Source organism: Streptomyces sp. NPDC051214 (genome assembly GCF_040682375.1).
GTDB lineage: Bacteria > Actinomycetota > Actinomycetes > Streptomycetales > Streptomycetaceae > Streptomyces.
On sequence record NZ_JBFBAT010000005.1, the window covers coordinates 23,775 to 47,747 of the forward strand.

Consider the following 23,973-nt stretch of genomic DNA (forward strand, 5'->3'; position numbering starts at 1 on the left):
GCCTGGCACTGACATTTTCGGCGAGCAGACCAGGAGCGGCCCCCTCTAGGGCTTGCGTGCCCGTTGGTGAAGTTCCCGCACCACTTCGAGAAAGACCGGGCGCAGGGTGTCCCTCGTGCTGCCACGAGTCTTGACGGCGTGACAGTTTGGGCACAAGGCGATCATCTGGGCCGGATGATCGCGGCCGGCTCCTGCGATCTCCACGATGTGGTCGACTTCCAGTATCGGATCGCCCGAGTCCGTCACATCGTCGGGCTGTCCACCACAGGCGGGATTCTCGCAACGTCCTCTGCTCCGCAGGAGCACCGCTCGCTTGGCCGATCCCGAACGGATGGGGTCGCGGGAGATGCTCTCGCGACGCCGCCCGGTGCCATGAGCCTGCTCGCGCCGGTCCACAAGCGCGCACAACCTCTCGTACTGCGCCGCCAAGGTGATCGCGTCCCCAGCGAGGGACGGCACGGAGGCGCCTCGAGACCCGCCGCGCCGGTCGTCGGCCACCGACTCGTCGTACAGGCCCACTTCGGTGAGGAGCGGAACCTCGTCGAGGTCGCCGAAGAACCGATCCGTGATCGTCTGGATCACGGTGACGCGGGTCTGCCCGGAGGACCGTATGAGGTCGTACGCCGATGGGTCCAGGCCCCCCTCCGGCCGTTGTTCGGCGAACCACCGGCGGGGCACGGCGTCGCCGTGGGCTGGCGGAACCGCGTTCTCATGGCCGTGGAGAGTCCAGAGTCCGGCGTGGTAGAGAGCCAGGACAGGGTAGTCGGGGCGCGGACGCTCGCCCCGGACGCCGTACTTCTGCAGCAGGTCACTCAGGGCCGCGCTCGTCTCGCTCCAGGGCAGCGTGCGTGACTCGCCACGGAACGCTCGTCCGATCGCCCACAGAAGGGTGATCGGCTGGTAGAGGCGGGGGCCTGTTTCCGCACGGGCCACGCGGAGTCGGGCGATGTGGTCGACGAGGCCGTCAGGGGTGGCATCGGCCGGCGCTCCCCGGGGCACCACCTGGAACCCCAGAGCACCGAGCAGCTTCGCGGCATGATCCCGGCCACCGGAAAACTCCGAAGCCGTCAGGGGCAGTTGTCCCGCCAGGTAGCCGTGGGCGGCGCCGACGATGGCCTTCGAGTCGTAGTACCGGCCGTCGACGACGAGGAAATAGGCACGGGAGGGCTTGAAGCCGTAGCTGCGCAGGAAGGCGCTCCGCCCACATCGGTCGAACTCTTCGACGGCCAGCAGGACTTCCCGATTGCCTATGTCACTCAAAGCCATGCCACCCACGATAGGCCGGGAGGGCACCGTCACCTCTTACCGGCGGCCCCGCGAGCAGTCGAGCGAGGGGGCCGCTTCGCACTCAGCCGTCGGAAGGTGCCGGTGCGATTCCCGTGGGGCAGGCCCGGCCCCAGTTCGTCTCCGAGGGGCTGTCCAGTTGGAGGCCCGTGCCGCCGATTCCGCAGTAGCCGTCGGGGTTCTTGTCCAGGTACTGCTGGTGGTAGCCCTCGGCCGGCCACAGCGGGCGGGAGTCCGCCGGGAGGATCGTTGTCGTGATCGTGCCGAGGTTCGCCGCCGTGAGGACCTGCTGGTAGGCGTCCAGGGAGGCCACGGCCGCGGCCTCCTGGTCGGCGGAGTGGGTGTAGACCGCCGAGCGGTACTGGGTGCCCACGTCGTTGCCCTGGCGGAAGCCCTGTGTGGGGTTGTGGGACTCCCAGAAGAGCTTCAGGAGTTCGGCGTACGAGACGACGGCCGGGTCGAAGACCACGCGGACCACCTCCGCGTGACCGGTCAGGCCCGAGCAGACCTCCTCGTACGAAGGGTTCTCCGTGGAGCCGCCCTGATAGCCGACGTACGTCGTCCAGACGCCCTCCGTCTGCCAGAACTTGCGCTCGGCGCCCCAGAAGCAGCCAAGGCCGAAGTCCGCGATCTCCAGGCCCTCGGGATAGGGGCCCAGGAGCGGGTTGCCGAGGACCGTGTGGCGGGACGGGACCTGGAACTCGGGGGTCGCGCGGCCCTTGAGGGCCTGCTCGGGGGTGGGGAGCTCGGGCGTACGGCCGAAGAGCATGGGACGGTCCTCCTGGGACGCTCTGGTGGGCGGTGACGGCGGGCGGGTGCTGGTGGGCGGAGCCGACGGCTTCTACGTCAACGTGCGCGGGGTGAGCCGCATTCCTCGGCCGGGGCGGGCGGGCCGCCTCAGTGCGACAGCGTCGCCGGGCTTCCGCCGTTCGCCTCGTACCCCGCGACCGCGAGCGCGCGGTACACCGCGTAGTCCGCGGCCGGGTCGGGGGAGACCGTCCAGGGCAGGGCGCCGACGTGGCCGTCCACGTGGATCAGCTGGTTCATCGCCTCGCCCCAGCGCTCGCTGCGGACCAGGAAGAAGACCAGGAGATGCCGCACGTGCGCCAGCATCGGGTCGTCGGGACGGGCCGAGTGCACTGCGTAGAGCGCGCCCTCGACGGCCTTGGTGACGACCTCGCTCTCGTAGAACCCACGGACCAGGTTCACCTCGGGAAGGTGCTCGTACACCGCGAACAGGGGGGTCGCGGACAGGAGCGAGCCCTTGGGCGCGCGGGCCGCCGCGGCCTCCGCGAAGTCGGCCGCCAGCTCGCGGGAGCCGTGCCACTTCTCGCACCAGTAGTGCAGGGCCGCGAGATGCGCCCCCATGTGCGCGGGCGCGCGGTCCAGGATCTTCAGCCACAGCTGCTCGAACTCGGCGCGCGAATACGCCAGGCCACGCGCGATCGAGAGCTCGATGATGTACGGGACGGGGTCGCCGGGGGAGAGGAGCGCCGCCTGCGCGCAGGCCTCCTTCGCCTCCTCCAGGATGATCCGGAACTCGTCCGTCCCGGAGGTCGAGGACCGCCAGGCCTGCTGGACGAGGAACTCCGCGTGCACCGCGGCGCCGCCCGCGTCCTTGGGCGCCTCGGCCCGCCACACCCGCAGCCACTGCCCGCCGGGCTGGTCGCTGACCCCGCCGGGCCGCTGCTGCAGCTCGAGGGAGGCCGCGCCCGCGAACGCCTGCACGCGCTGCCAGCGCACCTCGCCGTGCACCTCCGTGCCCGCGAGCAGCTGCGAGGCCGCCTTCCAGCTCTGCGACTGCTGGACCACGTCAAGGACGTCCAAGAGGTCGCGGTCCGGGCCCGGCATGCGGATGTCCAGCTCCTCCTGACGCGCGAAGCCGTAGTCCGCCGGGTCCGCGGCGTCCGGCGAACCGGGCGCGACCTGGCGGATTCCGCCGCGCCTGCGCAGCAGGAACGGGCCGAGCACCGCCCCGATCATGATCGCCGCCATCAGCACCCAGAGAATCTCCATGAGTACAAGCGAACCAGACCGGTCTGACACTTGGCGAACCAGTCTCGAACTCGTCGGCTCTTCTCCCGTCCCGGACTAGGCTCTGGCCACATGAGTGACAGCTTCAGCAGCCAGAGTTTCGAGACCGTCGCGATCCACGCGGGCAACACCGCCGACCCGCTCACGGGCGCGGTCGTCCCGCCGATCTACCAGGTGTCGACGTACAAGCAGGACGGCGTCGGCGGTCTGCGCGGCGGCTATGAGTACAGCCGCAGCGCCAACCCCACCCGCACCGCCCTGGAGGAGAACCTGGCGGCCCTGGAGGGGGGCAGGCGCGGGCTCGCCTTCTCGTCGGGTCTCGCCGCCGAGGACTGCCTCCTGCGTACGCTGCTCGCTCCCGGTGACCACGTGGTCATCCCGAACGACGCGTACGGCGGCACGTTCCGGCTCTTCGCGAAGGTCGTGTCCCGGTGGGGCGTGGAGTGGTCGGTCGCCGACACCTCCGACCCGGCGGCGGTACGGGCCGCGGTGACCGACCGCACGAAGGCGATCTGGGTGGAGACCCCCTCCAACCCGCTGCTCGGCATCACGGACATCGCCGCGGTCGCGCAGGTCGCCAAGGAGACGGGGGCCCGGCTCGTCGTCGACAACACCTTCGCGAGCCCCTACCTGCAGCAGCCGCTCGCGCTCGGCGCGGACGTCGTCGTGCACTCCCTGACGAAGTACATGGGCGGGCACTCGGACGTCGTGGGCGGCGCCCTCGTCGTCGGTGACGCCGAGCTGGGCGAGGAGCTGGCGTACCACCAGAACGCGATGGGCGCGGTGGCCGGGCCCTTCGACGCGTGGCTGGTCCTGCGCGGCATCAAGACGCTGGCCGTCCGGATGGACCGGCACAGCGAGAACGCGACGAAGGTCGCCGAGATGCTGTCGCGGCACGCGCGCGTGACGCGTGTCCTCTACCCGGGGCTTCCGGAGCACCCCGGTCACGAGACCGCGGCCAAGCAGATGAAGGCGTTCGGGGGGATGGTGTCCTTCCAGGTCGCCGGGGGCGAGGGGGCCGCGGTGGCCGTCTGCGACCGCGCGAAGCTGTTCACCCTGGGGGAGTCGCTCGGTGGCGTGGAGTCCCTGATCGAGCACCCGGGGCGGATGACGCACGCCTCGGTGGTGGGCTCGGCCCTGGAGGTGCCGGCCGACCTGGTGCGGCTCTCCGTGGGCATCGAGTCCGCGGACGACCTGCTGGCCGACCTGCAGCAGGCGCTGGGCTAGAGCGGGCCGCGCGTCACCAGCGCGTCAGCGGTGGGGTCGTCTCCGACGGCGGCTCCACCCAGGGCTGCTCGACCGACGCCCACACCACGAAGGCGACCGCCGCCACGAGCAGCATGAGCCACAGCAGCCGGCGCAGCGCCCTTCTGCGGCGCAGCATGCGGCCGCCGATGCGGACGGCTTCCTCGTACAGCTCGGGCGGGGCCGACGGGGGCGTGCCGTCGTCCAGGAGGTGGCGGACCTGGCCCGCCTTGCGGTCGTACTGGTTCATGACGGGGCCGCCTCCCCCAGGGGGACGGTCGGCGCGGGGCCGCGGGGCGGGTGGAGCACCGTCTCCATGGCGCGGGCGCAGATCGTCTCGACGCGGTCGGTGGGCAGCCCGAGCAGCGCCGCTGTCTGTTCCTCGGCGACGCCCTCGTAGAGCCGCAGCACGAGGATCAGCCGCTCCTGGGGCGTGAGCCGGGCCAGGACGCCGCCGTGGCTGCGGTGCCTGCGCCAGGCGCCGCGCGCGAAGCGGACGGCGAGCTGCTGGCGGGTGCGGTCGTACGGGTCCTCGCCGCGCATGCGGTCCCACCTCGCGTACGAGTGCGCGAGGGATGCGGTGAGCAGGGCACGCGCGCGTGGGTTGGCGTCCGGTGGCTCGGTGGTGAGCAGCGTCGCGGCATGCAGCAGCCGCCCTGCCGCGCCCGCGACGAACGCCTCGAACTCCCGGGCCCGGCGGGCGCTCACCGACGCCTGCCGTTCGCGCACCGCGCCTCCCGCCTGGGGGGTCCGGGCCCCCGGTCTCATATGAGGCCAGGCACCTGGGCCAGGTCAAGAGGCGGGAACCCCCGGGAGTCGGGGCCCAGGGCTCAGGACTCGGGCGCGTCCGGAGCCGATTGCGAGGTCTGGCGGGCGGAGAGCGCCGAATTGAAGCGCGTGAGGAGCGTGCAGAAGCTTTCGCGCTCCTCCGGGGACCAGTCACCGGTCAGCTCGGCCATGAGGTCACGCCGGGACGAGCGGACCTCGTTCAGGCGGGCCTCGCCGCGCGGCGAGAGCTGGAGCACCACGGCACGGCCGTCCTCGGGGTGCGAGGTGCGTTTGACGAGCCCCGTGTCGACCAGCGGGGCGACCTGCCGGGTGACCGTCGAGGAGTCGATGCCCATGCTCGCCGCGAGCGCCTTGACGCCCATCGGCCCTTCCTTGTCGAGGCGGTTGAGCAGCAGGTACGCGGCGCGGTCCATGGAGTTGCGGACCTGTCCTACGCCGCCGAGGCGTGTCTGCTCCGCACGGCGGGCGAACACGGCCACCTGGTGCTGCAGCGTGTCGAGGAGGCCGGGATCGCTGGCGGTCGTCATGTCCGGAGTTGTGGGCATGGCCGGGGGCTCACTTCATGCGAGGGCGATGGGTTGGGGGACAGGGTACGCGGCCGGGACGCGGGGCGTACCGGCGCTGCGCAAACCAGTCTCGCCCCGTGGTCACCGCAGGAGGACACCGGTGTGAACTGGGAGACTTGCGGTCATGAGCTACCGCACGCGTCACTCCTTGCCTTCGGTCACCCTCGACGATGTGCGCGGCGCCCAGAAGATGCTCTCGGGTGTGTCCAGGGTGACGGCGATGGAAGGCAGCAGGCATCTGTCGGGCCTGGTGGGCTCGCCGGTCCACTTCAAGTGCGAGAACCTCCAGCGGACGGGCTCCTTCAAGCTGCGCGGCGCGTACGTACGGATCGCGGGCCTGCTGCCCGAGGAGCGTGCGGCCGGTGTGGTCGCCGCGAGCGCGGGCAACCACGCGCAGGGCGTGGCCCTGGCGTCCTCGCTGCTCGGCGTGCGGTCCACGGTCTTCATGCCGGTGGGCGCGCCACTGCCCAAGGTCGCGGCCACCCGGGAGTACGGCGCGGAGGTGCGGCTGCACGGTCAGGTCGTCGACGAGACGCTGGCCGCCGCTCAGGAGTACGCGGACGAGACGGGCGCGGTCTTCATCCACCCCTTCGACCACCCCGACATCATCGCGGGGCAGGGCACGGTGGGCCTGGAGATCCTGGAGCAGTGCCCCGAGCTGCGCACCCTGGTCCTGGGGGTCGGCGGCGGCGGGCTCGCGGCGGGCATCGCGGTGGCGGTGAAGTCGCTGCGCCCCGACGTCAAGGTGATCGGTGTGCAGGCGGCGGGTTCCGCGGCGTACCCGCCTTCGCTCGCGGCAGGCCACCCTGTGTCGATCGAGAACCCCGCGACGATGGCGGACGGCATCAAGGTCGGACGCCCCGGCGACGTTCCGTTCAAGATCATCGATGAGCTCCTCGACGACGTGGTGACCGTCTCCGAGGACGAGCTGTCCAGCGCGTTGCTGCTCTGCCTGGAGCGGGCCAAGATGGTCGTCGAGCCGGCGGGCGCGAGCCCGGTCGCGGCGCTTCTGAGCAGGCCGCAGGATTTCGAGGGGCCGGTGGTCGCGCTTCTGTCGGGCGGCAACGTCGACCCGCTCCTGATGCAGCGGATCCTGCGCCACGGCATGGCGGCGGCCGGCCGCTACCTGTCGCTGCGCCTGCGCCTCACGGACCGGCCGGGTGCCCTGGCCACGCTCCTCGGAGTGTTGTCAGTGGTCGACGCCAACGTCCTGGACGTGGGCCATGTGCGGACCGATCCGCGCCTCGGACTCACGGAGGTGGAGGTCGAGTTGCAGCTGGAGACCAAGGGGCCCGCGCACTGCACCGAGGTGGGTGCGGCGCTGCGCGAGGCGGGTTACACCGTCATCGGCTGAGCAAGCCCGTCATCGGCCGACCGAGCCCGCCACCGGCCGGCCACGGCGTAAAACGCCTGTGCCACGGCGAAAATCGCCTGCGTCAGGGTGCGGTCCCCGGCTATTTTGCGTTGTCCACAGGCTCACCCATTCCGTTGAACAGACGCGATGTATCGCGTTATGGTGTGTCTCACGTCATTGGTCACCGGGCGCTTGGTACCCGGCAAATCTAAGCTTTTCCGTAGGAAGTCACCCAAACCACTGGGAGAACCCACATGCCAGGCGCCATCTACGCCGAAGGCCTGGTGAAGACCTTCGGCGACGTAAGGGCTCTGGACGGCGTCGATCTGGATGTCCCGGAAGGCACCGTGCTCGGCCTCCTCGGGCCGAACGGCGCGGGCAAGACCACGGCGGTGCGCTGTCTGACGACGCTTCTGACGCCGGACAGGGGCCGCGCGGTCGTCGCGGGCATCGACGTACTGAAGCATCCGAACGAAGTGCGGCGGTCGATCGGCCTCTCCGGCCAGTTCGCCGCCGTCGACGAGTACCTGACGGGCCGCGAGAACCTCCAGATGGTCGGCCAGCTCTACCAGATGAGGGCGAAGGAGGCGAAGGTCAGGGCGGGCGAGCTGCTCGACCGCTTCAACCTCGCCGACGCCGCGGACCGCCCCTCCAAGACGTATTCGGGAGGCATGCGCCGCCGCCTCGACCTCGCGGCCGCGCTCGTCGTGTCGCCCCCGGTGATGTTCATGGACGAGCCGACCACGGGCCTGGACCCGCGCAACCGCCAGCAGCTCTGGGAGGTCATCCAGGAGCTGGTGTCCGGCGGCACGACCCTGCTGCTCACCACGCAGTACCTCGAAGAGGCCGACCACCTGGCGCACGACATCTGCGTCATCGACCACGGCCGGGTCATCGCGCGCGGCACATCCGACCACCTCAAGGCACAGACCGGCGGCGAGCGCGTCGAGGTCGTGGTGCACGAGCGCGAGGACATCACCTCGGCCACGGAGGTCCTGCGCGGCCTCGGCAAGGGCGAGGTCGCCGTCGAGGACCACACCCGCAAGCTCACGGTCCCGGTCTCCGGCGGCGCCAAGCTGCTCGCCGAGGTCATCCGCGAGCTGGACGCCCGCGGCATCGAGATCGACGACATCGGCCTGCGCCGCCCGACCCTGGACGACGTGTTCATCTCGCTGACGGGCCACGCGGCCGAGACGGCGCCGAACGGCGAGAACGGCGAAGACGGCGCGACCGGCGCGACCGGCGCGGACGTCAAGGACGAGGGGGACGCGAAGTGAGCGCCGTATCCGACACCCGACAGACCCTGGCGCCGCGCCCCAAGGGCGGCATCGTCCAGTCGGCCAGGGACTCGCTGGTCGTGGCCCGCAGGAACCTGATCCGCATGACCAGGATTCCCGAGATGATCCTCTTCGGGGTCATCCAGCCGGTGATGTTCGTGGTCCTGTTCACGTACGTCTTCGGCGGGTCCATCAACATCCCGGGCGCACCCGCCGGCAGCGCGAGCGCCTACAAGGAATTCCTGATGGCGGGCATCTTCGCGCAGACCGTCACCTTCGCCACGGCGGGCGCCGGCGCGGGCATCGCCGACGACATGCACAAGGGTCTGATCGACCGCTTCCGGTCGCTGCCGATGGCGCGTGGCGCCGTCCTGACCGGACGCACCCTCGCGGATCTGGTGCAGACGGCCGTGACCCTGGCCGTGCTCGCGGTGGTGGCCCTGGTCGTCGGCTGGCGCACGCACGAGAACCTCGGCATGGTCCTCGCCGGCTTCGGCCTGCTCCTGCTGCTCGGCTATGCGTTCACCTGGATCGGCGCGCTGATCGGCCTGTCCGTCAGGACCCCCGAGGCGGCGACCTCGGGAGGGCTGATCTGGCTCTTCCCGCTGACGTTCATCTCGAACGCGTTCGTGCCGGTCAACGGCATGCCGAAGTTCCTCCAGTACGTCGCCGAGTGGAACCCGTTCAGTGCCACGGTGGCGGCGGCCCGAGAGCTGTTCGGCAACACGATCGAAGGAGTTCCGAAGTCGGTCACCGGAGCCTGGCCGATGGAGCACCCCGTCTGGGCGTCGCTGATCTGGTCCGTGCTCATCATCGTGGCGTTCCGGACGCTCGCGGTCCGCAAGTACCGCCGCGCGGACGGCTGATCATGCGAAAGGCCCCCTGCACGCTCGGTGCAGGGGGCCTTTCGCGTCGCCGATGCGTGCCTCAGGCCTGGTACGGCTGCGCCTGGAGGATCTTCACCGAGGCGAGCTTGCCGTTCGGCAGTTCGTACTGCGCGTCCTCGCCGATCTTCTTTCCGTTCACGCCGCTGCCGAGCGGGGACTGCGGCGAGTACGTCTCGATGTCGGAGCTCGCGTACTCCCGCGAGGCGAGGAGGAACGTCAGGGTGTCGTCCTCGTCACCGTCGAAGGCGATCGTCACGACCATGCCGGGCGCGACCACGCCGTCCGCGGCCGGCGCCTCGCCGACCTTGGCGTGCTCCAGGAGCTGGGTCAGCTGGCGGACGCGGAGCTCCTGCTTGCCCTGCTCCTCCTTGGCCGCGTGGTACCCGCCGTTCTCGCGCAGGTCGCCCTCCTCACGTGCCGCCGCGATCTTCGTAGCGATCTCGGTGCGCGCGGGACCAGACAGGTACTCCAGCTCGGCCTTGAGCTGGTTGTACGCCTCCTGGGTCAGCCAGGTGACGTTCTCGCTGGTCTGGGTCACAGGTGCTCCTCGTAGGTACTGGGAATACAAAGCATCGCCCTACCCAGAAGGATGTTCCCTCACGGGTGGGCGAAACCACGAGCCTAACAATTCAGGCGCGTGAGGGGGAGGACATAAGCCATCAGAAATACGTCGACGCAGGTGAGCCCCGGTACACACGGGGCGTCGGCCGGTCAGCGTGACGCGAGGGACCGGCCGGGGCGGGTCGAAGCCAGCCGAAGTCGGAAGCCGGCCGAAGTCGGAAGCCAGCCGAAGCCGGAAGTCAGTCGGAGTGGCAGCCGAGCAGCTCGGCGCTCGTCCCCTGCGCCTTCGTGCGCAACGTGACGACCTTGTCGATCCGGCCCTCGTGCTGGTCGAAGCGGAAGTCCGCGCGACCCACCTCTTCGCCGTCCTCGGCCTGGGAACGCAGGGTGCAGTAGCCCTTCGCGTCCGCGTCCTTGCGCACCTCCAGGTGCACCTTGACCGCGCTGTCCGAGACGACGTCGAACTTGATCACTTCGCCGCTGACCTTGGTGCCGGAGACGTAGTCGTATCCGAACCAGCCGATCATCAGGAGGAAGAGCACACCCAGGACCGAGCCGATGACCTTCAGCTTCCGGTCCGCGCGCTCGTCGGCCGTGCGCTCGCGGCCGTACCGGCCATCGGGGAGCTTCTCGCTCACGGCCGCCATGATCGTCCTCCAGTAAAAGGGGATGCCGGAATTTTCTGCCCCCCGGTTCCGTCACTATAGAAGCCGTTCATTGCGCCGAATTGACCAGGGCGGCGCCGGATCACTGAGGATCGAGTCTTGACTGAGCAGCTGCGACTGATGGCCGTGCACGCCCACCCCGACGACGAGTCGTCGAAGGGCGCGGCCACCATGGCCAAGTACGTGTCCGAGGGGGTGGACGTGCACGTCGTCACCTGCACGGGCGGGGAGCGCGGCGACATCCTCAACCCCAAGCTCCAGGGTGACACGTACATCCAGGAGAACATCCACGAGGTGCGCAGGAAGGAGATGGACGAGGCCCGCGAGATCCTCGGCGTCAAGCAGGACTGGCTCGGTTTCGTCGACTCGGGCCTGCCCGAGGGCGACCCGCTGCCGCCGCTGCCCGAGGGCTGCTTCGCCCTGGAGGACGTCGACAAGGCGGCCGGCGAGCTGGTCCGGCAGATCCGCTCCTTCCGTCCGCAGGTCATCACGACGTACGACGAGAACGGCGGCTATCCGCACCCCGACCACATCATGACCCACAAGATCACGATGGTGGCGTTCGACGGTGCGGCGGACGCCGAGAAGTACCCCGAGAGCGAGTACGGCCCGGTCTTCCAGCCGCAGAAGCTGTACTACAACCAGGGCTTCAACCGGCCGCGCACCGAGGCGCTCCACCAGGCCATGCTCGACCGCGGCCTGGAGTCGCCCTACGGGGACTGGCTGAAGCGGTGGGACGAGTTCGAGCGGGTCGAGCGGACGCTGACCACGCACGTTCCCTGCGCCGACTTCTACGAGGTCCGCGACCGGGCGCTGATCGCGCACGCCACGCAGATCGACCCCGAGGGCGGCTGGTTCCGGGTGCCCATGGAGCTCCAGAAGGAGGTCTGGCCCACGGAGGAGTACGAGCTCGCGAAGTCGCTCGTCGATACATCCCTCCCCGAGGACGACCTCTTTGCGGGCATCCGCGACAATGCCTAGCGTGAACGTACATCTGGCAATGACGCATCTCGTCCCTCTCGCCAAAGAGGTCGACGATGACAAGGTGACCCCGGGTGTTCTCGGGTTCATCGTCTTCGCGGTGATGGCTGTCGCCGTCTGGGGGCTGATGAAGTCGATGAACAAGCACATGCGGAAGGTCGACTTCAAGGAGCCCGCGGAGTCGGCCTCCGGCGAGGCGAAGCCCGCCGAGGCCGAGTCCCGCAAGGGCTAGCCCGCCCTCGCCACCGTCACTCCCATCACCTCTCGGGAGTGACGGTTCGGCACCATGCCCAGGCGCCAGGCCTGCCAGCCCGCCTCCAGGTCGGCGCCGCGCTCCAGGAGCAGTCCGAACGCCTCCATGTAGTCGTCCAGCTTGCCGTCGCGCGTCGGATGACCGGCGCGTGCCAGCTGGCTGAGCTCCTCCTGGGCGACGGCGGTGCCGATCTCCCAGCCGCCGGGCGATCCGTACGGCAGCAGGGTGCAGCGCAGGAAGCGGGCCCAGTCCTCGCCCCTGCGGTCGCCGTACGACGCGAACAGCGCGGCCGCCTCGTCGCACAGGGCCAGCGCCTGCTGGGCCCGCGTGTTCCCCGCGTCCACGACCGCGAGCTCCAGGCACGTCCAGGCCTCGCCGTGCGCGACGCCGATGCGCTGGAAGTCGGCGCGGGCGTCCACCAGGAGCTGGCGGGCGAAGCCGGAGTTGCGCAGCGAGCCCGTCTGCGCGGCACGCTGGTCGCGGGTCACCCGGGCCGAGTGGTGCCGGGCGCAGGCCAGGCCGTACACGTCGCGCATCCGCGAGAACATCGTCCGTGAGCGCTCAAGCTCCCGCACCGCCTGGTCCAGGCTGCCCGCCTCCTCCAGGGCCTGGCCCAGGTAGTAGGCGCTCCACGCCTCGCCGCGCGCGTCCTCGTTGTCGCGGTGCCGGGACACCGCCTGCCGCAGCCCGTCGACCGCGGCCGACGCGTCGCCGTCCACCAGGCGGGCCCGCGCGAGCTGCGTCAGGGCCCAGGCCTCGCCGCGGCCGTCCCGCGTGCGCCCGTACAGGTCCAGGGCGCCCCGCAGCTGCTCCTCCGCACGCGGCACGTCGCCCATGCGCAGGCAGAGCTGGCCGAGCTGGAAGTGCGCCCAGGCCTCGCCGTGCAGGGAGTCGTTCTCGCGGTGCAGGGTCAGGGAGGCCTCCAGGAGCCCCAGCGCCTTGTTGAGGTTGGAGCGGTCGCGTTCCACCGCGGCGAGGGCGTGCATCGTCCAGGCGCGGTCACCGGCGAGTTCGTCGGCGCCCTGCAGTTCGAGGGCCTCGCTCAGGCGCGCGGCCGCCTCCGTCAGATTGCCCTGGTGGTGCAGGGTGATCCCCAGCGAACACAGGGCGAGGGCGGCGCCCGCGTCCTGGTGCGCCTCCATGTAGAGGTCCACGACCGAGGTCAGGGTCGTCCGCGCCTGGTCGAGCTCGCCGAGCTGGCGGGACGCGATGCCGGTGCGCCACCGCACGCTCCGGGAGAGGAGACCCTGGTCGACGGCCTGCGTCAGCTCGCTGATCTCGCCCAGGCGGTAGAGGTCGCCGCGCAGCAGGCAGTAGTCGCACAGCGCGCCCAGGAGATTCAGCACCGCCTCCTGGTCGACGCCCTCCGCGTGCCGCAGGGCCGCCGTGATGAAGCTCGACTCGTCGTCCAGCCAGCGCAGGGCCGCCTCCAGGGAGGAGAAGCCGTGCCGGTCGAACTGGCCTGCCCGCGTCGACATCTTCCCGTCGACCAGGCGGATCACCGATCCGGCGAGCTCGCTGTAGCTGACGACCAGGCGTTCCTGCGCGGCGGTGCGCTCCGCGGGCTCCTCCTCGTCGATGAGCCGGGCGAGCGCGAAGGCGCGTACGAGATCGTGCAGGCGGTAGCGGCTGCCGCGCACGTGGTCGACGAGGCCCGCGCGGGAGAGCGCGGTCAGCCGGCGGGCCGCCTCCTGCTCGTCGGCGCCGAGCAGGGCAGCGGCGGCGGCCGCCCCCATGGAGGCGCGCCCGGCAAGCGCGAGTCTGCGCAGGAGACGCCGGGCGGACTCGGACTGGTCGGTGTAGCGCAGCCACAGGACGCGCTCCACGGGCGCGACCTTCTCGGAGGGGCCGTACGCGGCCAGGTCGGCGGCGAGTTGGCGTGTCGTACGCGCGCCGATGGAGGACCCGGCGACGCGCAGGGCGAGCGGCAGCCCGCCGCACAACTCCCGCACGGCGTCGGCGGATTCGGCGTCGTACGGCTCGGAGGTGTCCTCCGCGGCGTCCCGCAGGAGCTGCTCCGCGCCCGCCGCGTCGAGCGGCTCCACCGGCAGCTGGTGCACCCAGGCGGGAAGGTCCGCCGCAAGTTCCAGGGGCTTGCGGGTGGTGACGAGGACGAGGCTGTCGGAGCGCTCGGGCACGAGGGTGCGCACCTGCTCCGGGTCGCTCGCGTCGTCGAGGACGATGGTCACGGGGAGGCCGGTCAGATGCTGGTGGTAGAGCTCGCTGAGCCGCTTGACCTGCTGTTCCTGCGAGGAACGCTCACGGAACAGGAGCTGCTCGCGCGGGGCGCCCAATCGATTCAGCAGATGCAGGAGCGCGTCCCGCGTGGACAGCGGCTGGGAGCTCTCGCCCCGCAGGTCGACGACGCAGGCGCCCCGGAACTGGTCCCGCAGATCGTGGGCGGCCCGCACGGCGAGCGAGGAGCGCCCGGAGCCGGGCGCGCCGTGCAGCACGACGACGGTGGGCCGTGTCTCGGTGCTGGCCCGCGCGGCGTGCACCCACTGGGCGACCCGCGCGAGCTCGGCACGCCGCCCGGCGAACGGGCCCTCGGGCTGCGGAATTTGGGCGAAGGACTGCTCCAGCACGGTACGCCTGCGGGCCGCCGCGCTCTTGTCCGTGCCGCGCAGCTGCGGTGAGGTCTTCTTCTTGCCGGAGGGGGCCTGCAGCACGCGCTGCTGGTCGAGGAAGGGCCGGATGCCCCGCACCTCCAGGGCGGTGAGCCACTGCAGCCGCAGCTGCTCGGGCCCGCCCGGCTGGCTGATCGCGCCGGCGCGGCGGCTGGCCGCGGGCACGTGGGAGGCGGTGACCTTCACGACGGTGGTGGCCGCGCCGACGACGGCGACGGCGGCGCCCGCACCCATGGCGGTCGAGACCCCGGTCCCGAGGACCAGGTCGGCGAGACACGCGCCCACGGCCGCGACGGCCGCCACCAGCAGCGGAGTTCCGGCCCCCTCCTTGGCATACCGCTGCCCGAAGGAGAGCTGCCCGGCCTCCGCCTCGTCGACCGCCTGCGTATAGGCGGCGTACTCCTCGGCGGCGGTCTGCCCCATGGCGTCCAGCGCGCCCCGGGCCCGCGAGAGCAGCACGCCCCCGTCGACACGACCGCCGGAGCGCCGCACCTCTTCCTCCACCGCCCGCACCAACAGCCGCTCGGCCTCGGCCCGATGGCTGTCCCGCATATGGCTCCCCCTCCGAGTGCAATGGTCACCTGCGGGCACAAGTGTCCTGCGTACGGGCCTCGGACGCGAGGGAGTCCACGGATCACGTGGGAGTATCCCCCTGTCGCGGAGGGAGGTTGAGGTGACCATCGCAGTTCATCAGGAGCTCGACGTGACGGTCAGGGCCGTCGCCCCGGTGGGCTGCTTCGTGATCATCGACGGGCAGGTGGACGGGCGAGAGGGTTTTGTGGACCAGGCCAAGCACCCGTCCTGGTGGACGGACGCGCCCCCGCCCCGGGCCGGCGACCGGCTGCACGTCGTGGTGCTCGACGCCTCCAGGAACCCGCCCCGCCTGAGCGCGCTCACCTCCGACATCGAGATCGCCCGGAGGCTGCGGGCCCGCGAAGCCTGACGGGTGCGGCTCGCCGCGAACCCGTGGCACCTGCGCGGCTCCCTTCCCTGTGCGCGAGGATGGAAGGCATGCCGAACCGACTGGCCCATGAGACGTCCCCCTACCTCCTTCAGCACGCCGACAACCCCGTCGACTGGTGGCCCTGGTCGGCGGAGGCCTTCGCGCAGGCCCGTGAGCGGGGCGTGCCCGTGCTGCTCAGCGTGGGGTACAGCAGTTGCCACTGGTGTCACGTCATGGCGCACGAGTCCTTCGAGGACGCCGACACGGCCGCCTTCCTGAACGAGCACTTCGTCAACGTCAAGGTCGACCGTGAGGAGCGGCCCGACATCGACGCCGTCTACATGGAGGCCGTACAGGCCGCGACCGGGCAGGGCGGCTGGCCCATGACGGTGTTCCTGACGCCCGACGCCGAGCCCTTCTACTTCGGCACGTACTTCCCGCCCGAGCCCCGGCACGGCATGCCCTCCTTCCAGCAGGTGGCCGACGGCGTCCGGCGCGCCTGGGCGGACCGGCGCGACGAGGTCAACGACGTCGCGGGGAAGATCGTGCGGGACCTCGCCGACCGGCAGCTGGCCTTCGGCTCGGACGAGCTGCCCGGCGAGGACGAGCTTGCCCAGGCGCTGCTCGGCCTGACGCGCGACTACGACGCCTCGCGCGGCGGCTTCGGCGGCGCCCCCAAGTTCCCGCCGTCCATGGTCATCGAGTTCCTGCTGCGGCACTACGCCCGCACCGGCTCGGAGGGCGCCCTGCAGATGGCCGCCGACACCTGCGAGCGGATGGCGCGCGGCGGGATCTACGACCAGCTCGGCGGCGGCTTCGCGCGCTACTCCGTGGACCGGGAGTGGGTGGTGCCCCACTTCGAGAAGATGCTGTACGACAACGCGCTGCTCTGCCGGGTCTACGCCCACCTGTGGCGGACCACGGGCTCGGACCTCGCCCGGCGCGTCGCCCTGGAGACCGCCGACTTCATGGTGCGCGAACTGCGCACGAACGAGGGCGGTTTCGCCTCGGCGCTCGACGCGGACAGCGAGGACGCGGCGACCGGCAAGCACGTCGAGGGCGCGTACTACGTCTGGACGCCGGAGCAGCTCCGCGACGTGCTCGGTGACGCGGACGCCGAGCTGGCCGCCACGTACTTCGGGGTGACCGAGGAAGGCACCTTCGAGGAAGGCGCTTCGGTGCTCCAACTCCCGGCGCAGGCCGGTGTGGTGGCCGACGCCGAGCGGCTCGGCTCCATCCGGGAGCGGCTGCTCGCGGCCCGCTCGCTGCGGCCCGCGCCCGGCCGTGACGACAAGGTCGTCGCCGCCTGGAACGGACTCGCCGTCGCCGCGCTCGCCGAGGTCGGCGCGTACTTCGACCGGCCTGACCTGGTGGCGGCGGCGGTCGGCGCCGGTGACCTTCTCGTACGGCTCCACATGGACGACCGGGCGCGGCTCTCCCGTACGTCCAAGGACGGCCAAGTCGGCGCCAACGCGGGCGTGCTGGAGGACTACGCCGATGTCGCCGAGGGCTTCCTCGCGCTGGCCTCCGTGACGGGGGAGGGGGTCTGGCTGGAGTTCGCCGGGTTCCTGCTCGACCACGTGCTCGCCCAGTTCGTGGACGCGGAGTCCGGGTCCCTGTACGACACCGCCGCGGACGCCGAGCAGTTGATCCGGCGCCCGCAGGACCCCACGGACAACGCGGTACCGTCCGGGTGGACGGCTGCCGCGGGGGCGCTGCTCTCGTACGCGGCGCAGACCGGGGCCGAGCCGCATCGCCTCGCGGCGGAGCGGGCGCTCGGTGTGGTGAAGGGGCTCGCGCCGCGGGCGCCTCGGTTCATCGGGCATGGGTTGGCGGTGGCCGAGGCGGCGCTGGACGGTCCGCGTGAGGTTGCGGTGATCGGTCCCGTGGGTGGGGAGCTGCACCGGACCGCGCTGCTTGGGACGGCGCCGGGGGCTGTCGTCGCCGTCGGCCCTGCGGGCGGCGGTGAGTTTCCGCTGCTCGCGGGGAGGGAGCTGCCTGCGGCTTACGTCTGCCGGCGGTTCGTCTGCGACGCGCCTACCACTGACGTGGGGGAGCTGGCGGCGAAGCTTTCGGGCTGAGGCTGTGCTGGGGTTCGGGCGGGCCCTGCGGGGCTCTCCCCGACCCCGCCCCTTCCCGAAAACCCGCTCGGCGCGGGAGCCTTGCGCACCGTCATCACCGGCTCCGCCGAGTTCGTCCTCAAACGCCGGACGGGCTGGAGATTCACCGCCGGTCCGGGGCGGAGCCCCTGCGCGGCGGAGCCCCTGCGCGGCGGAGCCGCTAATCGATGCAGCCGGGAAGGGGCGGTGTTGGGGAGAAATCCCGTACCGCCCCCGCCACAATCCCCTCCAGCCGGTCATGATGCGCCCCCCGCCAGTACACCCGCCCGCACCCCCCGCACTCCGCGAACACGTCGTACGTCCCCCGCGTGCCGCCCTCCAACCTGTCCGCCACGTCCTCCTTCGTCGCCGCCCGCAGGGAGCCGTTGCACGCCGTACACCGGGTCCAGGGGGACAGCACGGGGGCGAACCGGCTCAGCACATCCCGGAGTTGTTCCTCCGGCGCGTCGCTGTAGACGTACGCCCCGGCCCACAGCTCACGGCGTCGCAGCAGGCCCCGGTCCCGGCTGAGCAGCACCCGCCGCTCGGCGGCCGAGCGCGTCGCGAGGGCGGGGTCGCCGATGTCCGTACTCTCGTACGCCGTGTCGACGCCCAGGAGGCGCAACCGGCGGGCCAGCGTGCCGAGATGGACGTCGAGGAGGAAGCGGAGGGGAGCGCCGGGGACGGGCTGGGGGCGGGTCACGGCGCGGACCTCCACCGACTCGTCCGCCACCGGGATGTGCGAGACCGGGACCTCGGCGCCGTCCACGACGAGCGAGCCGACCTCCGTCAGCGGCACCCCGAGCGACTCGACGACGTGCCCGAGCGTGGACACGCCGTCCGTAACTGCCTTGGTGGGCCCGCCCCTTCGCCCATGCGGCACGAATAGCCCCAGCTCAGGGGCGAAGCGGATGAGGATCTCCGGACCATTCATGCGGTCAGGATGGCATGGGGGGAGCAGCGGCACCCGAGGATTTCCCCCGGACCGCCGCACCGGCGTCAGGCCCCGGGCGCCCCCGTCCCGAAGCCCGTGGTCAGCATGGACAGGGCGCGGTCGAGGAGCTCGCCCAGGTCGTCCTCGTGGCCGTGCTCCGCCCAGTACGCCGCCGTCTCCGTGAGCGCCGCGATGAGGCTCATCGCGAACACCCGGACCTCCAGCTCCCCGGGGTCGCGGCCGGCCCGCTCCGCGATGACGCGGCACAGCATCCGGCCGGTGACCGACATGCTCTCCAGGAGCCGGGAGCGCACGGCGGGGACCTCGATCATCAGGCGCGTACGGAGGCGTGAGATCTCCGGTTCCTCGGTGAAGCCGAGGCCCACCGCCCTGCGCAGCACGTGCCGCAGGGACTCGACGATCGGCTCGTCCACGGGGCGCGCCCGCAGCTCGTCCTCGAGGAGCGGGTCGTACTCGTCGGTGAGGACGATGTCCTCCTTGGTCGGGAAGTAGCGGAAGACGGTCGACGCCGACACCTCCGCGGCCTCCGCGATCTGCTCTACGGTCGTCGCGTCGTACCCCTGCTCGTCGATCAGCCGGTAGGTGGCCTCACGGATCGCGATGCGCGTCTTGAGCTTCTTCCGTTCGCGAAGTCCCAGCGGGGAGCCCTGCGAGGGAGCGGTGATGCGTGCGGCCGTCATGGCGCTCATTGTCGGGCATCCTCCGGCTGCCGTGCCATGTCGGCGTCGTCCGGCGGCGGGGGCGCCTTCGGCAGCAGCGCCGCCACGAGCAGCGCGGTGACCAGCGCCGCGATGCCGCTGACGAGGAGGACGGTCACCATGCCGTCGATGTACGCCTGGTCGGCGGCGTCGGCGAGGCGTGACACCCCGAGCCGTTCGGCGACCGCGTGGGCGGCCACCACCGACTCTCCCGCGGTGTCCGCTGCCGCGTCCGGGATCTTGCCGGTGTCGAGGCGGTCGACGTACACGCCGGAGAGCAGCGAGCCGAGCAGCGCGATCCCGATGGCGCTGCCCACCTGCCGCACGGTCATCATGAGCCCGGCGCCGGAACCCGCACGCTCCACGGGGAGCGCCCCGAGGGCCGAGTCCATGGACGGCACGACGGCGAAACCGACGCCGATGCCGGCGATGGTGAGCCACAGCGCGGTGAGGCCGTACCCGGAGTCGGCCGTCGTGCGGCTGCCGAGGATCGCCGCGAAGGCGAGGACGACGAGCCCCGCGCTGATCACCGCGCGCGGGCCGAACTTCCGTACGACGGGCTCCGCGCCCCGCGCCGCGACCAGGAGACCGCCCATCATCGGCAGCATCCGCACGCCGGTGCCGAAGGCGTCATGGCCGAGCACCGCCTGCAGATACTGCGGGAGCACGAACATCAGGCCCGACAGGACGAACATGACGAGCGTCGCCGCGATGGTGTTGAGCAGGAAGCCGCGGTTGCGCAGCAGCGACATGTCGAGCATCGGGCGCGGCATTCTGCGCTCCCGCAGGACGAGTGCGGTGATCAGGACGGCCGCGCCGGCGAACATGGCGAGGATCAGCGGGTCTCCCCAGCCCCGAACGGGGGCCTCGATGATCGCGTAGATGAGCGCGCCGAGCCCGGCCGCAGTGAGCGCGGTGGAGGCGACGTCGACCTTCGGGGACGACGGGTCGGTCGTCTCCGGGAGCAGGAAGACGCAGGCGGTGATGCCGATCGCGACCATCGGGACGTTGATCAGGAAGATCGAACCCCACCAGAAGTGGTCGAGGAGCCAGCCGCCCACGATCGGCCCGAGCGGCGCGCCGAGCGCGGACGCCGCCGAGACGATGCCCACGGCCTTGGTCCGCTCGCCGGGTGCGAAGAGCGCGGGCAGCACGGCCATGGCGAGGGGCATGACCAGCGCGCCGCCCATGCCCATGATCGCCCGCGCCACGACGACCAGCTCGACGGAGTCGACGAGGGTGCCGATCAACGAGCCCACCAGGAAGATCCCGAGCCCGGTGATCAGAATCCTGCGGCGCCCGAAGCGGTCGCCGAGGAGCCCGGCCGGGAGCATCAGGGCCGCGAACACGATGACGTACGCATCCGCCATCCACTGTTGCTCGCCCGTACTCGCGTCCAGCTGCCCGGCCATCGTCGGCAGGGCGACGTTGAGGATCGTCATGTCGAAACCGAGCACGAGCATGCTCGCGACGAGGGCGGCGAGCGCCCACCAGCGGCGTGGGTCCTGCCGGTGCGTGGCAGGCGAGCTTGTGACAGTGGCCATGAAATGAGAGTAACTCTCAAATAGGAGTCACGGTCAAGTCGTACAAGTGTCGACGCGCCCACGCGCACGCCAATGGCCGCGGCTCGAAAGCCGCGGCCATGAAGGGAGGGGAGGGGCGTGACGCCCGTCAGGCTCTATCCGTGCTGGTACGCCACCATCGAGATGCCCACGTAGTGCACCGCGAAGGCGGCCAGCGTGAGGGAGTGGAAGACCTCGTGGAAGCCGAAGAACCGCGGGGAGGGGTTGGGGCGCTTGATGCCGTAGATCACGCCGCCCGCGCTGTAGAGCAGGCCGCCCACGATCACCAGGACCAGGACGGCGATGCCGCCCGCCCGCATGAAGTCGGGCAGGAAGAAGACCGCGGCCCAGCCCATCGCGATGTAGCACGGGGTGTAGAGCCAGCGCGGCGCGCCGACCCAGAAGACCCGGAAGAGGATGCCGGCCACCGCAGCGCCCCACACGCCCCAGAGGAGCCACTGCCCCTTCGAGCCGGGCAGGAGCAGCATCGTCAGCGGGGTGTACGTGCCCGCGATGATCAGGAAGATGTTGGCGTGGTCGAGTCTGCGCAGCACCCCGTCGGCGCGCGGACTCCAGGTGCCCCGGTGATAGATCGCGCTCACTCCGAAGAGCAGGCAGGCCGACAGGACATAGATCCCGCAGGCGATCCGCGCGCGCGTGGAGTCCGTGAGCGCGAGCAGCGCGATGCCCGAGACGAGCACCGCGGGGAACATGCCCGCGTGCAGCCAGCCGCGCATCTTGGGCTTCACTTCCGCGAGGTCGGGAAGCGGCAGGGCGTCGAGCACGGACGAGTCGGAGCTGGATGCCGCGTCGCGGCCGGTGTCCTGGTTGTTCGTGATCGCGTCAGGGACGGGAGCGGTCATATCGGCATCGTACCTACGCAACCGTAAGTTAGGTATCAGGTCAGGGGGGACCGTGGCCTACGAGTGGCGATGCTCACGGTGATACCCGAGCGTACAAGTGACGGATTCGTGGCCGGAAGGCCGACCTGATGAGTGGCGATACTCACGCCGCTCACCTGTGAGGCCCTCTGGACATATGCGCGGATGCGTCGGATGATCAAATGAGTGCGGTCGGCACCGGATGAGCGCCTGAGGGAACACCACGTGAAGCGTCCGGGTCGCAGCCCCCACGGGGCAACAAAACCTATAAACCCCTCGTATAGGAGCAATCGTGGCGCGCGACATCGCGGCTCCCCTTCTCGCAGAGCCCCTGGGCACTGTCCCCACCAACCACCGGGAGCTCGTCTCCTGGGTGAACGAGATCGCCGAACTGACGCAGCCGGACAGCGTGGTCTGGTGTGACGGATCCGAGGCCGAGTACGAGCGCCTGTGCGAGGAGCTCGTCGCCAAGGGCACGTTCAAGAAGCTCGACCCGATCAAGCGCCCCAACTCGTACTACGCGGCCTCCGACCCGACCGACGTCGCGCGCGTCGAGGACCGCACCTTCATCTGCTCGGCGAAGGAAGAGGACGCGGGCCCGACCAACCACTGGAAGGCCCCCGCCGAGATGCGGGAGATCTTCCAGGGCGCGAACGGCGAGGGCGGTGTCTTCCGCGGCTCGATGCGCGGCCGCACGATGTACGTCGTGCCGTTCTGCATGGGGCCGGTCGGCTCACCGCTGTCCGCCATCGGTGTGGAGATCACCGACTCCGCGTACGTCGCCGTCTCCATGCGCACGATGACCCGCATGGGCCAGGCCGTCCTGGACGAGCTCGGCGAGGACGGCTTCTTCGTGAAGGCCGTCCACACGCTCGGCGCGCCGCTCGAAGCGGGCGAGGCCGACGTGCCGTGGCCCTGCAACTCCACGAAGTACATCTCGCACTTCCCCGAGGACCGCGAGATCTGGTCGTTCGGCTCGGGCTACGGCGGCAACGCCCTGCTCGGCAAGAAGTGCTACGCCCTGCGCATCGCCTCCGTCATGGCGCGCGACGAGGGCTGGCTCGCCGAGCACATGCTGATCCTCAAGCTCACGCCCCCGCAGGGCGAGTCGAAGTACGTCGCGGCCGCGTTCCCGAGCGCCTGCGGCAAGACCAACCTCGCCATGCTGGAGCCGACGGTCCGCGGCTGGACGGTCGAGACCATCGGTGACGACATCGCCTGGATGCGGTTCGGCGAGGACGGCCGGCTCTACGCGATCAACCCCGAGGCCGGTTTCTTCGGCGTCGCGCCCGGCACCGGCGAGCACACCAACGCCAACGCCATGAAGACCCTGTGGGGCAACTCGGTCTTCACGAACGTCGCGCTCACCGACGACAACGACGTCTGGTGGGAGGGCATGACGGAGGAGACTCCCGCCCACCTCACCGACTGGAAGGGCAACGACTGGACCCCGGAATCAGGCGTCCCCGCGGCCCACCCGAACGCCCGCTTCACCACGCCCGCCTCGCAGTGCCCGATCATCGCGCCCGAGTGGGAGGACCCCAAGGGTGTGCCGATCTCGGCGATCCTCTTCGGCGGCCGTCGCGCGAGCGCGGTGCCGCTGGTCACGGAGTCCTTCAACTGGCAGCACGGCGTCTTCCTCGGCGCGAACGTGGCGTCCGAGAAGACCGCCGCGGCCGAGGGCAAGGTCGGCGAGCTGCGCCGCGACCCGTTCGCGATGCTGCCGTTCTGCGGCTACAACATGGGCGACTACATGGCCCACTGGGTCAAGGTCGGCGCGGACAAGCCCGACCAGTCCAAGCTGCCGAAGATCTACTACGTGAACTGGTTCCGGAAGAACGCCGACGGCAAGTTCGTGTGGCCCGGTTTCGGCGAGAACTCCCGCGTCCTGAAGTGGATCGTGGACCGGCTCGACGGCAAGGCGGAGGGCGTCGAGACGCCCATCGGCATCCTGCCGACGGTCGACTCGCTGGACACCGAGGGCCTCGACCTGGCCAAGGATGACCTGGAGTTTCTGCTCACGGTCGACAAGGAGGTCTGGCGCGACGAGGCCTCTCTGGTCCCCGAGCACCTGAACACCTTCGGCGACCACACGCCCAAGGAGCTGTGGGACGAGTACCGCGCCCTGGTGCAGCGTCTCGGCTAGACGTACCGCGCATTCCGGATGAGCCCCGCACAACGGCGTGCGGGGCTCATCCGCGTATGTCCGCCTCTCGCATACGCCGTCTTCACATGCCCCTCACATGTTTCAATGACCCCACAAGGCGGCCCGTCGATCATTTCGGGCCACCAACGAAGCCTGTGGGGGGCCA

At 70.8% G+C, this 23,973-nt stretch carries 22 protein-coding genes; 9 read left to right on the forward strand and 13 right to left on the reverse strand.

The features are described 5' to 3' along the window. Window positions 1–45: 45 nt before the first annotated feature. From AB0M70_RS14035 to AB0M70_RS14045, 3 genes are all read right to left on the reverse strand, one after another. Window positions 46–1,266, reverse strand: a complete 1,221-nt coding sequence (locus AB0M70_RS14035; protein ID WP_365819880.1) for an HNH endonuclease signature motif containing protein — start codon at window positions 1,264–1,266, stop codon at window positions 46–48. 82 nt (window positions 1,267–1,348) lie between these two features. After that, window positions 1,349–2,053 carry a peptide-methionine (S)-S-oxide reductase MsrA gene (msrA, locus tag AB0M70_RS14040; RefSeq protein WP_365819882.1) on the reverse strand — a complete coding sequence of 235 codons (705 nt, stop codon included), beginning with the start codon at window positions 2,051–2,053 and terminating at the stop codon, window positions 1,349–1,351. A gap of 128 nt (window positions 2,054–2,181) precedes the next feature. Further along, window positions 2,182–3,300: a hypothetical protein gene (locus AB0M70_RS14045; protein WP_365819885.1), complete on the reverse strand. Its 1,119-nt coding sequence runs from the start codon at window positions 3,298–3,300 to the stop codon at window positions 2,182–2,184. Window positions 3,301–3,390: 90 nt separating this feature from the next. Between AB0M70_RS14045 and AB0M70_RS14050 the strand changes: the two genes are divergently transcribed. Next, complete coding sequence (locus AB0M70_RS14050) at window positions 3,391–4,545, forward strand: cystathionine gamma-synthase (protein WP_365819887.1); 1,155 nt, start codon at window positions 3,391–3,393, stop codon at window positions 4,543–4,545. A 13-nt stretch (window positions 4,546–4,558) separates the two neighbouring features. On the opposite strand, the gene AB0M70_RS14055 is transcribed toward AB0M70_RS14050, so the two are convergent. From AB0M70_RS14055 to AB0M70_RS14065, 3 genes are all read right to left on the reverse strand, one after another. After that, a complete protein-coding gene (locus AB0M70_RS14055) occupies window positions 4,559–4,813 on the reverse strand; it encodes a hypothetical protein (RefSeq protein WP_365819889.1) in 255 nt (84 codons plus the stop codon). Further along, window positions 4,810–5,292, reverse strand: a complete 483-nt coding sequence (locus tag AB0M70_RS14060; RefSeq protein WP_365819891.1) for a sigma factor-like helix-turn-helix DNA-binding protein — start codon at window positions 5,290–5,292, stop codon at window positions 4,810–4,812. Before AB0M70_RS14060 ends, AB0M70_RS14055 begins: the two co-directional genes overlap by 4 nt. Before the next feature lie 101 nt (window positions 5,293–5,393). Then, entirely contained in the window at window positions 5,394–5,897 is a 504-nt protein-coding gene (locus AB0M70_RS14065; RefSeq protein ID WP_365819893.1) for a MarR family transcriptional regulator, read from the reverse strand. A gap of 145 nt (window positions 5,898–6,042) precedes the next feature. Here AB0M70_RS14065 and ilvA point away from each other — a divergent pair, with 145 nt between their 5' ends. The 3 genes from ilvA to AB0M70_RS14080 all read left to right on the forward strand — a co-directional run bounded on the left by ilvA (window position 6,043) and on the right by AB0M70_RS14080 (window position 9,415). Then, entirely contained in the window at window positions 6,043–7,272 is a 1,230-nt protein-coding gene (gene ilvA, locus AB0M70_RS14070; protein WP_365819895.1) for a threonine ammonia-lyase, read from the forward strand. Window positions 7,273–7,526: 254 nt separating this feature from the next. Continuing rightward, window positions 7,527–8,549, forward strand: coding sequence for an ATP-binding cassette domain-containing protein (locus AB0M70_RS14075; RefSeq protein WP_365819897.1), 1,023 nt, complete (start codon window positions 7,527–7,529; stop codon window positions 8,547–8,549). Beyond that, window positions 8,546–9,415: an ABC transporter permease gene (locus AB0M70_RS14080; protein WP_365819899.1), complete on the forward strand. Its 870-nt coding sequence runs from the start codon at window positions 8,546–8,548 to the stop codon at window positions 9,413–9,415. The genes AB0M70_RS14075 and AB0M70_RS14080 overlap by 4 nt, the downstream gene beginning before the upstream one ends. A 61-nt stretch (window positions 9,416–9,476) precedes the next feature. Here AB0M70_RS14080 and greA read toward each other — a convergent pair whose 3' ends face one another. After that, window positions 9,477–9,974, reverse strand: coding sequence for a transcription elongation factor GreA (greA, locus tag AB0M70_RS14085; protein ID WP_365819901.1), 498 nt, complete (start codon window positions 9,972–9,974; stop codon window positions 9,477–9,479). Between the two features lie 262 nt (window positions 9,975–10,236). Next, complete coding sequence (locus AB0M70_RS14090) at window positions 10,237–10,644, reverse strand: DUF4307 domain-containing protein (protein ID WP_363208930.1); 408 nt, start codon at window positions 10,642–10,644, stop codon at window positions 10,237–10,239. Between the two features lie 117 nt (window positions 10,645–10,761). Here AB0M70_RS14090 and mca point away from each other — a divergent pair, with 117 nt between their 5' ends. Further along, window positions 10,762–11,643, forward strand: coding sequence for a mycothiol conjugate amidase Mca (mca, locus tag AB0M70_RS14095; RefSeq protein WP_365819903.1), 882 nt, complete (start codon window positions 10,762–10,764; stop codon window positions 11,641–11,643). 19 nt (window positions 11,644–11,662) lie between these two features. Next, window positions 11,663–11,875 (forward strand): hypothetical protein, encoded by a 213-nt coding sequence (locus AB0M70_RS14100; protein ID WP_365820666.1) that lies wholly within the window; start codon window positions 11,663–11,665, stop codon window positions 11,873–11,875. On the opposite strand, the gene AB0M70_RS14105 is transcribed toward AB0M70_RS14100, so the two are convergent. Continuing rightward, on the reverse strand, window positions 11,872–15,075 hold the full coding sequence (locus AB0M70_RS14105; protein ID WP_365819905.1) for a tetratricopeptide repeat protein: 3,204 nt from the start codon (window positions 15,073–15,075) through the stop codon (window positions 11,872–11,874). The two genes, AB0M70_RS14100 and AB0M70_RS14105, sit on opposite strands and share 4 nt — an antisense overlap. A gap of 121 nt (window positions 15,076–15,196) precedes the next feature. Here AB0M70_RS14105 and AB0M70_RS14110 point away from each other — a divergent pair, with 121 nt between their 5' ends. Both AB0M70_RS14110 and AB0M70_RS14115 read left to right on the forward strand, forming a co-directional pair. Beyond that, window positions 15,197–15,466 (forward strand): hypothetical protein, encoded by a 270-nt coding sequence (locus AB0M70_RS14110; RefSeq protein WP_365819907.1) that lies wholly within the window; start codon window positions 15,197–15,199, stop codon window positions 15,464–15,466. A gap of 68 nt (window positions 15,467–15,534) precedes the next feature. Beyond that, window positions 15,535–17,547 carry a thioredoxin domain-containing protein gene (locus AB0M70_RS14115; RefSeq protein ID WP_365819909.1) on the forward strand — a complete coding sequence of 671 codons (2,013 nt, stop codon included), beginning with the start codon at window positions 15,535–15,537 and terminating at the stop codon, window positions 17,545–17,547. Window positions 17,548–17,746: 199 nt separating this feature from the next. Here AB0M70_RS14115 and AB0M70_RS14120 read toward each other — a convergent pair whose 3' ends face one another. From AB0M70_RS14120 to AB0M70_RS14135, 4 genes are all read right to left on the reverse strand, one after another. Next, window positions 17,747–18,499: a Mut7-C RNAse domain-containing protein gene (locus AB0M70_RS14120; protein WP_365819911.1), complete on the reverse strand. Its 753-nt coding sequence runs from the start codon at window positions 18,497–18,499 to the stop codon at window positions 17,747–17,749. 65 nt (window positions 18,500–18,564) lie between these two features. Further along, window positions 18,565–19,209, reverse strand: coding sequence for a TetR family transcriptional regulator (locus AB0M70_RS14125; RefSeq protein ID WP_365819913.1), 645 nt, complete (start codon window positions 19,207–19,209; stop codon window positions 18,565–18,567). After that, window positions 19,206–20,762 (reverse strand): MFS transporter, encoded by a 1,557-nt coding sequence (locus AB0M70_RS14130; RefSeq protein WP_365819914.1) that lies wholly within the window; start codon window positions 20,760–20,762, stop codon window positions 19,206–19,208. Before AB0M70_RS14130 ends, AB0M70_RS14125 begins: the two co-directional genes overlap by 4 nt. A 134-nt stretch (window positions 20,763–20,896) precedes the next feature. Then, entirely contained in the window at window positions 20,897–21,643 is a 747-nt protein-coding gene (locus tag AB0M70_RS14135) for a hemolysin III family protein (protein WP_365819916.1), read from the reverse strand. Between the two features lie 310 nt (window positions 21,644–21,953). Here AB0M70_RS14135 and AB0M70_RS14140 point away from each other — a divergent pair, with 310 nt between their 5' ends. After that, window positions 21,954–23,807, forward strand: a complete 1,854-nt coding sequence (locus tag AB0M70_RS14140) for a phosphoenolpyruvate carboxykinase (GTP) (RefSeq protein ID WP_365819918.1) — start codon at window positions 21,954–21,956, stop codon at window positions 23,805–23,807. Window positions 23,808–23,973 lie beyond the last annotated feature (166 nt).

Bases quoted from the DNA above. Each gene is read 5' to 3' on its own strand.
- AB0M70_RS14035 (WP_365819880.1), bottom strand. From the start codon at position 1,266: ATGGCTTTGAGTGACATAGGCAATCGGGAAGTCCTGCTGGCCGTCGAA.
- msrA (WP_365819882.1), bottom strand. From the start codon at position 2,053: ATGCTCTTCGGCCGTACGCCCGAGCTCCCCACCCCCGAGCAGGCCCTC.
- AB0M70_RS14045 (WP_365819885.1), bottom strand. From the start codon at position 3,300: ATGGAGATTCTCTGGGTGCTGATGGCGGCGATCATGATCGGGGCGGTG.
- AB0M70_RS14050 (WP_365819887.1), top strand. From the start codon at position 3,391: ATGAGTGACAGCTTCAGCAGCCAGAGTTTCGAGACCGTCGCGATCCAC.
- AB0M70_RS14055 (WP_365819889.1), bottom strand. From the start codon at position 4,813: ATGAACCAGTACGACCGCAAGGCGGGCCAGGTCCGCCACCTCCTGGAC.
- AB0M70_RS14065 (WP_365819893.1), bottom strand. From the start codon at position 5,897: ATGCCCACAACTCCGGACATGACGACCGCCAGCGATCCCGGCCTCCTC.
- ilvA (WP_365819895.1), top strand. From the start codon at position 6,043: ATGAGCTACCGCACGCGTCACTCCTTGCCTTCGGTCACCCTCGACGAT.
- AB0M70_RS14075 (WP_365819897.1), top strand. From the start codon at position 7,527: ATGCCAGGCGCCATCTACGCCGAAGGCCTGGTGAAGACCTTCGGCGAC.
- AB0M70_RS14090 (WP_363208930.1), bottom strand. From the start codon at position 10,644: ATGGCGGCCGTGAGCGAGAAGCTCCCCGATGGCCGGTACGGCCGCGAG.
- AB0M70_RS14100 (WP_365820666.1), top strand. From the start codon at position 11,663: ATGACGCATCTCGTCCCTCTCGCCAAAGAGGTCGACGATGACAAGGTG.
- AB0M70_RS14105 (WP_365819905.1), bottom strand. From the start codon at position 15,075: ATGCGGGACAGCCATCGGGCCGAGGCCGAGCGGCTGTTGGTGCGGGCG.
- AB0M70_RS14115 (WP_365819909.1), top strand. From the start codon at position 15,535: ATGCCGAACCGACTGGCCCATGAGACGTCCCCCTACCTCCTTCAGCAC.
- AB0M70_RS14120 (WP_365819911.1), bottom strand. From the start codon at position 18,499: ATGAATGGTCCGGAGATCCTCATCCGCTTCGCCCCTGAGCTGGGGCTA.
- AB0M70_RS14125 (WP_365819913.1), bottom strand. From the start codon at position 19,209: ATGAGCGCCATGACGGCCGCACGCATCACCGCTCCCTCGCAGGGCTCC.
- AB0M70_RS14130 (WP_365819914.1), bottom strand. From the start codon at position 20,762: ATGGCCACTGTCACAAGCTCGCCTGCCACGCACCGGCAGGACCCACGC.
- AB0M70_RS14135 (WP_365819916.1), bottom strand. From the start codon at position 21,643: ATGACCGCTCCCGTCCCTGACGCGATCACGAACAACCAGGACACCGGC.